We start from the raw sequence: 6938 nt of genomic DNA, 5'->3' as shown, positions 1-6938 counted from the left end.
CGCTGTTTTTCAGACATAAAAAAAGCTTTAAAGGATATTTCTAATGAAACACGCTTTAAAGCTTTCTATACATCGCCATTAATTAAAATGGTGCGGGAGGAGAGACTTGAACTCTCACATCCTAGGATACTGGAACCTAAATCCAGCGCGTCTACCAATTCCGCCACTCCCGCGATGTGGAGTTGCATTATAGAGATCGTTTGTTAAAGCGCAAGCGTTTTTTTGGCAAAGTAGAACATTTTTACCATGGCTTGTTTATTTGTTCATCGCTGGCCTATTTTTGTCTCGTCATTGAGCCAAAAAGTCTCTTGTTCAGTAAAACAAAGATAATGAATTAGACTTAATTCTAACGAAATGAAATGTGAAGAGGGTATGTTTATGCAACATTCAAGATTTCCCAAAGCGCTGCTGCTTTGTTCGTTGACGGCACTGATGAGTTGCTCTTCTAGCTACTTTCCAGCCGAAGATGGCGTCACCGAATGCGGTTATGTCAGTATTTTTCTTAAACCACCTGAAGCAAAAGAAATTTATACGGTTAGGTTTGACAAGATCAATGGCGAGCACCGAATTCGTGACCGTAATCAAGTCACTTTGCCTGTTGGCCAATATACAGTAGAGGTTATAGATCACATTAACCTGAATGACTTTTCATTTAATGTTCGTCCGACTCGTGCGAAAGAAGCAAAATCTATCGTTATCGATGTCAAAGCCAATACGTCGTATTACTTAGGGGCGGAGTTTTTCCGTGATAAAAAGTACAAAGTCTATGAAAATGAGTATTGGCAGCCAGTGGTGTGGAAAGAAACCGATAAAGCATGCGAGTTGTAGTTGACGACTCGCTACGCTTCACACGCTAAACTAGGTTGGTCTTAGCAAAGCATATGCTGTGGTTACTTATGAGTCGTGCCACGATGTCTTAGTTGCTGTTTTAGCTATTTAATTTAAGACGAAAAAAAACTCTGAAAAAGTATAACCTTTTCAGAGTTTTCTTTATTGACTTCACAAATGGTGCGGGAGGAGAGACTTGAACTCTCACATCCTAGGATACTGGAACCTAAATCCAGCGCGTCTACCAATTCCGCCACTCCCGCAATTATGGTGGCTACGCCCTGATTTGAACAGGGGACCCCATCATTATGAGTGATGTGCTCTAACCAGCTGAGCTACGTAGCCATCAAAGTTACTTGTCAGCTAATAAAAGCTAGAAGTCTTTTGTTCCCCCTTCTTCTTTAGTAGACAAAGAAGAAGTTGGCAGGGGTAAGAGGATTTGAACCTCTGAATGACGGGATCAAAACCCGCTGCCTTACCGCTTGGCTATACCCCTGCAAAGGCTTCTTATTACATTGTGTTCTCCGCCAATCTCAAATGAAATTGGCAGGGGTAAGAGGATTTGAACCTCTGAATGACGGGATCAAAACCCGCTGCCTTACCGCTTGGCTATACCCCTACAATGTAATTTCATGGAAATGCAAAGCTATGCTTGCCATATCATGGTGCGGGAGGAGAGACTTGAACTCTCACATCCTAGGATACTGGAACCTAAATCCAGCGCGTCTACCAATTCCGCCACTCCCGCGATGATATGGTGGCTACGCCCTGATTTGAACAGGGGACCCCATCATTATGAGTGATGTGCTCTAACCAGCTGAGCTACGTAGCCATTCCATCGCTTGTCTTGGTTGCCCTCGACAAGTGCGGCGTATTATGCAAATCTGCCTTGGACTCGTCAACTGTTTTTTGAAAAAAAGTGATACTTTTTTTTTGTTTGTACAAAGAGTGGTCATATTGCTTTATATATCGACGCTTTGCAGCGTGAAAGTTACATTTAATTGCACTTTGTATAGGCAATGCTGAGTCGGCTAGCGACGATCAGCACTGGTCTGTTCAAACGCTTTACGACGGCTCATGCTATAAAAAGCGACCGGCACCAAGTAAAAAGACAACATTGTAGTTAATACCGTGCCACCAGCGATGGCAATTGCAAAGGGAGGCCAGAACCCGCCGCCAGCAATAATTAACGGTAAAAAGCCACCTACCGTGGTTATAGTGGTCGACACAATGTGTCGAGTACAACTGGTGACGCCAATGATAATGGCTTGTTTATCGCCTTGTATCGCATCGGCATCGGCTTTTAGTTCAGCCAATATAACGATGGCTGAATTGATCGCCAAACCCGATAAGCCGAGCAAGCCAACAATAACGGTAAAACCAAACGGGTAATTAAACACCCAGATACTTAACAGGCCTAGTCCAGCCGACATAAATGCCGAGATAAAAATAATGCTGGAGATCCTGAACGAGTTAAACGACAACACTACTGTGGTAATGAGTAAAACAATAATGATGCCTATGCTACTCATAAGGTCGGTTATTGCATCGTCTCTGGCACCAGATTCCCCACCAATTTCCATGCTATAACCCGCTGGCAGGTTAAAGCCATTCTGTTCAAGACTGTCTTTAATTTTGCTTAACGCTACCGATGGCAACACACCTGCGCGAAGATAGCCTTCAATAACATTGACTCGGCGTCCATCACGATGCGGAATGGCGCCTCTGCTTGGCGCAATCGATACTTGCGATATCGCCGACAACGGCAAAAAGTTCTGTTCTTGGGCGTTGATCACCGGGAAACTGTATAAGTCGTTGGCACTTTGCGTCAGCTCAATAGGGCGGCGCACACGCACCGGGATAGACTCTGTCGCCTCGATAACCGAACCGGCCACTTGACCATCAAGACCTGCTTGTAATTGTGCGGCGATATCAGCGAGCGTAATATTTTGGCTATTGATCACTTCTTCATCGGCTTTGACCCAAACTTTTGGTGTACCAGCAGATAACGTTGCTCGTGAGTGAATCATGTCTTCGGTGTTGTTAAACACCAAACGTAACTCATCGCCCAATTCTTTCAGGGTATCTAAGTTAGGGCCATACAAACGGATCTCAATCGGTGCATTAAATGGTGGGCCTTGTTCTAACTTGCGCACCAGTATCTTGGCTTGTGGGTATGCATCATCCAGAGCAATTTGCAGTTGCGGAATTAACGCATTGACTGCAGCAAAGTTTTTTGCTGTGATCATAGCTTGAGCATAGTTTTGCATGCCATCTTTGGCGCCGGTGAGGTTGTAATAAAATGAAGGCGAACTTTCACCAATAAACCAACGCACCTGTTCTATCTCATCGTAAGGGGCTAAAAATTCACTGATTTGTTCAGTTAAGTCGCGACTCGCTGCCAAACTGCTTTGTGCAGGTAGATACACTTCAATGTGGAACATATCCCTGTCTGATGGTGGGAAGAATTGCTCATCGAGGAATTTCGCACTAAAGAATCCGGCAATAGGTAACACCAATACCAAGGCTATGGTAAATCTTGGTTTGGCAAGGCCTAGGCTTAGGCTTTTGTTAAAGGCGGCATGCAAGCGCGGCAGATGAACACCTTGCGCCAGCCAAGATGGTAATCTGGACTCGTTTTGCACTTTCAAAAAGCGTCCCGCCATACCTGCCACTACCGTGTGGGAAATTAGATACGAGCCAATCAAGGCAAAAATAACACTAAGGGCAATGCCGCCAATAAATTCACCGGCATCTCCTGGGGTTAAGGCGATTGGCATAAACGCCAACACTGTGGTCATGGTCGAGCCAAGTAACGGCATCCATAAATGACGCACAGACTCGATAACAGCTTGGCGACCGTTAATGCCTTGTTTCTTCTTTTGTAGCACGGTATCGGTCATAACGATGGCGTTGTCTACCATGATACCTAAAGCGACGACTAAGCCAGTTACTGACATTTGATGAATAGGCAAACCATAAAAATTCATTACCGCCAGAGTAAAGAACACGGTTAGCGGTAGAGATAAGGTGACTATGGTGGCTGCGCGTATTCCTAGGGTAAACAGCAGCACGAAGGCAATCAGAGCAAAACCAATAAAAATGTTGTTCACCAAATCACTTAAACGTTCATTGGTATAATCGTTTTGGCTAAACAACATTTCCAATTCGATGCTGTCGGGAAGCGCCTGTTCAAAAGTCGCTAATTGCTGTTCAACAGCTTTGGTCCATTTATCAATGCGCACATCGGTGAGCATACGATTGCCAATGACGATGGCCGGTTTGCTATTGACGATAGCCAGTCGTTTGAGTGGCGCGACCAAATCGCGTTTGACGCTAGCAATATCACCCAAAAGTAAAGGGCTGTATTGGTCAGAAATTATAGGGATGTTGCGAATTCTATCTAATGAGTCCAGCGCACCCGTCAACTCTATCTGCAGTTGATTACTGGCATTCACCAGCTTGCCAGCCGGTACTTTTACATCGGCTTTATTGATTGATTGAATCAATTGCTGCATTGAAATGCCCGCCAGTGCGGCTTTGTCTTGATCGAGCTCTACCAAAATTTGTTCTTGGTTTTGGCCGTGGATCAAAACAATATCAGTATTGGCGACCAGCAGCAGCTCTGATTTTAACTCTTGGGCATAACGGCCTAGCAATAATAAATCTGGCTGCTCACTGGCAACCCAATTTAAGGCGATTAATTGGGTGTAAGCAAAACTGCGCTCTTCATCGAGGATAGGTTGGCTGGCTTCAGCCGGTAACTCGCCCTGAATATCACCAAGTTGGTCACGAACACGACTAAATATCGGCTCACCATTGGTGACTGAGCCTTTTAGCTTGATTTTTAAGACGGAAATTTCAGGTCTAGAGGTTGATTCAATGTAATCAATTTCGGCAATGCGGCGCAGACGTTGCTCTATCTTTTCGGTCACTAACGACTCAACACGCTCTGCACTGGCGCCAGGGTAGTTGGTCACGACAATGGCAAAACGGTTTTCTAATGTCGGATCTTCACTGCGCGGCAATACACTAAGAGACGCCAAACCTGAGACGATAATGATGGCCATCAGCAGTGCCATCATACGACCATTGCGAACAAATACTTCAATCATCACTAATTACCTGTGTTGATAGAGTGTTGTTGCTCAACCCGTACCACTTGGCCTGGAACGATGCGATGCAAACCCGCCGCAAGAATTTGCTGTGTCGCTGGCAAGTCACCACGAATATACGCCTTGTCTTGTTCTGTATGAATGACTTCAACGCTGTGATGCTTAACCATAAATAGTTGATCTAGTTGTGGCTCAAGGGTATAGACATTCCAGGTACCACGCACACCATCGGTTAGAGCACTTAGTGGTACCCAATAACCGTCTTGTTGGTATTGTTGTTCGAGCACCAAATACGCCAGTTGATTGTTATAAGCGATGGTGTTTGGCGGTATGGTAAAGCGAGCTTGTACCGTGCGAGACATTTGATTGATGTCGCTGTTAATATTGACGTTATCGACTTCAATGGTTTTAGTATCGATTTTTAAGGTGAATTTTTTTTGTTGTTGCTGCTGCAATTGCAATAGTTGCTGTGCCATATGTATTGGTACACCGACTTTAACTTCCATGCTTTGATCTTGATTAAGTTCGAACGCCACTTGCGATGGCGATACCACTTCGCCCATGTTGATCAAACGTTGATTCACCGTACCGGCAAAGGGGGCGTAAATTTTCGAACGATCAATTTGATATTGTTTAGCTTCAATGGTCGCGTTAAGTTGTTGTTCATTGGCTTGTAATACTTTTTGTTGTGCCGCCAATTCATCAATGTTTTGCTCTGAGGCATAACCTTCTGCCAGCAATTTACTGATGCGATTAATATTTGCTTGGTTGAGTTCGCTTTCGGCTTTGACTTGTTGCAGTTGCGCTTGCAATTGCTTGTATTCGATATGCAGCAGTTTGTTGTCAAGACTCGCTAATAACTGGCCTGCAGCCACTTTATCACCATCATCTACCGCAATGCTGGCAACACGCCCAGACACTTCAAAATTCAAACTTGCTTGTTGCTTACTTACCACTCGACCTGCAAATTTGCGGCTGACAACGTAATGATCCGTTTTATTTAGTGTAGCGACGACAACCGCGTGATGATACGGGTGCTCTACCTCAGCAATGGTTTGTTGCTCTGAGCAGGCACTGCTGGTAAAAGCTAGTATACAGGCGGCGAACAAAGCGAAAGGCGGTTTGCGACATGTTAACTTTTTCTGCTTACTAATAAGGGCAGTTAAATACTTCATAGTTATTGACGATAATTTATTAAAATAGACTAATAAGTCCATTTTAGTTAAGTTAAACTAGACTGTCCAGTTTGATTTGTTACACTATATAGAAATGACAGGTTAGGATCAGGTAATATGCACAATATTAACTGCCAACCAATGACTTTTGGGGGTCCTTTTGACGCAAAAAATTCGCACACGTAGTAAGAGTGAAGAAAAGCGTGAAAACATATTAATAGCAGCGGTAAACTGTTTTTGTGAAAAAGGCTTTGCTAATACGAGTATGGATTATATCGCCAAGCAAGCCGGCGTTTCTAAACAAACGGTGTACAGTCACTTTGGTAGCAAAGACGATTTGTTTATGGCCTCGGTCAGTAAAAAGTGTCAAGAATTTCGCCAAGCGGCATTTGATACCGACAAAGATATCGATGTAAGCGGTGCCTTAGTTAATTTCGCGGTTGAATTTATTCGCTTGTTGCTATCTGACGAAGGCATGTCTGTACACAGATTGTGTGTGTCTGAATCGCAAGCAAACCCAAAAGTATCGCAACTGTTTTATCAGGCGGGACCTGAGCCGGTTATAAAAGGCTTGTCTGAATTACTGCAAAGTTATAAGCAACAATATCTTCTCGATATTGAGGATACACATCTAGCGTCGTTACAGTTTTTATCTTTGGTTAAAGGTGAAGCGGTTATGCGCCGTGAATACAACACCCAATGGCAACCCTCACAACAACAAACTCGCGATTACATTGAAGCATCGGTAGCTTTGTTTCTGCGTGGTTACGGATTTAAAACCAGCTAATCTTAACGAAGTAGTGTTTTACAAAGCAGTGTT

At 44.0% G+C, this 6938-nt stretch carries 4 protein-coding genes and 7 tRNA genes; 2 read left to right on the top strand and 9 right to left on the bottom strand.

Annotated features, from left to right (window positions below; genetic code table 11):
- Nucleotides 1-88: 88 nt before the first annotated feature.
- Nucleotides 89-173 (bottom strand) — tRNA-Leu (locus HII16_RS15835).
- A 205-nt stretch (nucleotides 174-378) separates the two neighbouring features.
- On the opposite strand from HII16_RS15835, the gene HII16_RS15830 reads away from it, so the two are divergent.
- Nucleotides 379-828 (top strand): hypothetical protein, encoded by a 450-nt coding sequence (locus HII16_RS15830; RefSeq protein ID WP_169131697.1) that lies wholly within the window; start codon nucleotides 379-381, stop codon nucleotides 826-828.
- A gap of 178 nt (nucleotides 829-1006) precedes the next feature.
- On the opposite strand, the gene HII16_RS15825 is transcribed toward HII16_RS15830, so the two are convergent.
- The 8 genes from HII16_RS15825 to HII16_RS15790 all read right to left on the bottom strand — a co-directional run bounded on the left by HII16_RS15825 (nucleotide 1007) and on the right by HII16_RS15790 (nucleotide 6118).
- A tRNA-Leu gene (locus HII16_RS15825) sits at nucleotides 1007-1091 on the bottom strand.
- A 5-nt stretch (nucleotides 1092-1096) separates the two neighbouring features.
- Nucleotides 1097-1173, bottom strand: a tRNA-Met gene (locus tag HII16_RS15820).
- Nucleotides 1174-1249: 76 nt separating this feature from the next.
- Nucleotides 1250-1324, bottom strand: a tRNA-Gln gene (locus HII16_RS15815).
- Nucleotides 1325-1372: 48 nt separating this feature from the next.
- Nucleotides 1373-1447, bottom strand: a tRNA-Gln gene (locus HII16_RS15810).
- 44 nt (nucleotides 1448-1491) lie between these two features.
- Nucleotides 1492-1576: transfer RNA gene (locus tag HII16_RS15805), tRNA-Leu, on the bottom strand.
- Nucleotides 1577-1583: 7 nt separating this feature from the next.
- Nucleotides 1584-1660, bottom strand: a tRNA-Met gene (locus HII16_RS15800).
- A 199-nt stretch (nucleotides 1661-1859) separates the two neighbouring features.
- Nucleotides 1860-4943 (bottom strand): efflux RND transporter permease subunit, encoded by a 3084-nt coding sequence (locus HII16_RS15795; RefSeq protein WP_169131695.1) that lies wholly within the window; start codon nucleotides 4941-4943, stop codon nucleotides 1860-1862.
- Between the two features lie 2 nt (nucleotides 4944-4945).
- Nucleotides 4946-6118, bottom strand: coding sequence for an efflux RND transporter periplasmic adaptor subunit (locus HII16_RS15790; RefSeq protein WP_169131693.1), 1173 nt, complete (start codon nucleotides 6116-6118; stop codon nucleotides 4946-4948).
- A 160-nt stretch (nucleotides 6119-6278) separates the two neighbouring features.
- On the opposite strand from HII16_RS15790, the gene HII16_RS15785 reads away from it, so the two are divergent.
- Nucleotides 6279-6905, top strand: coding sequence for a TetR/AcrR family transcriptional regulator (locus HII16_RS15785; protein WP_169131691.1), 627 nt, complete (start codon nucleotides 6279-6281; stop codon nucleotides 6903-6905).
- The last annotated feature ends 33 nt before the right edge of the window (nucleotides 6906-6938 follow it).

The organism is Thalassotalea sp. Y01 (genome assembly GCF_012932945.1).
Classification (GTDB): Bacteria; Pseudomonadota; Gammaproteobacteria; order Enterobacterales; family Alteromonadaceae; genus Thalassotalea_A.
This window is presented reverse-complemented; position numbering and strand designations above follow the sequence as displayed.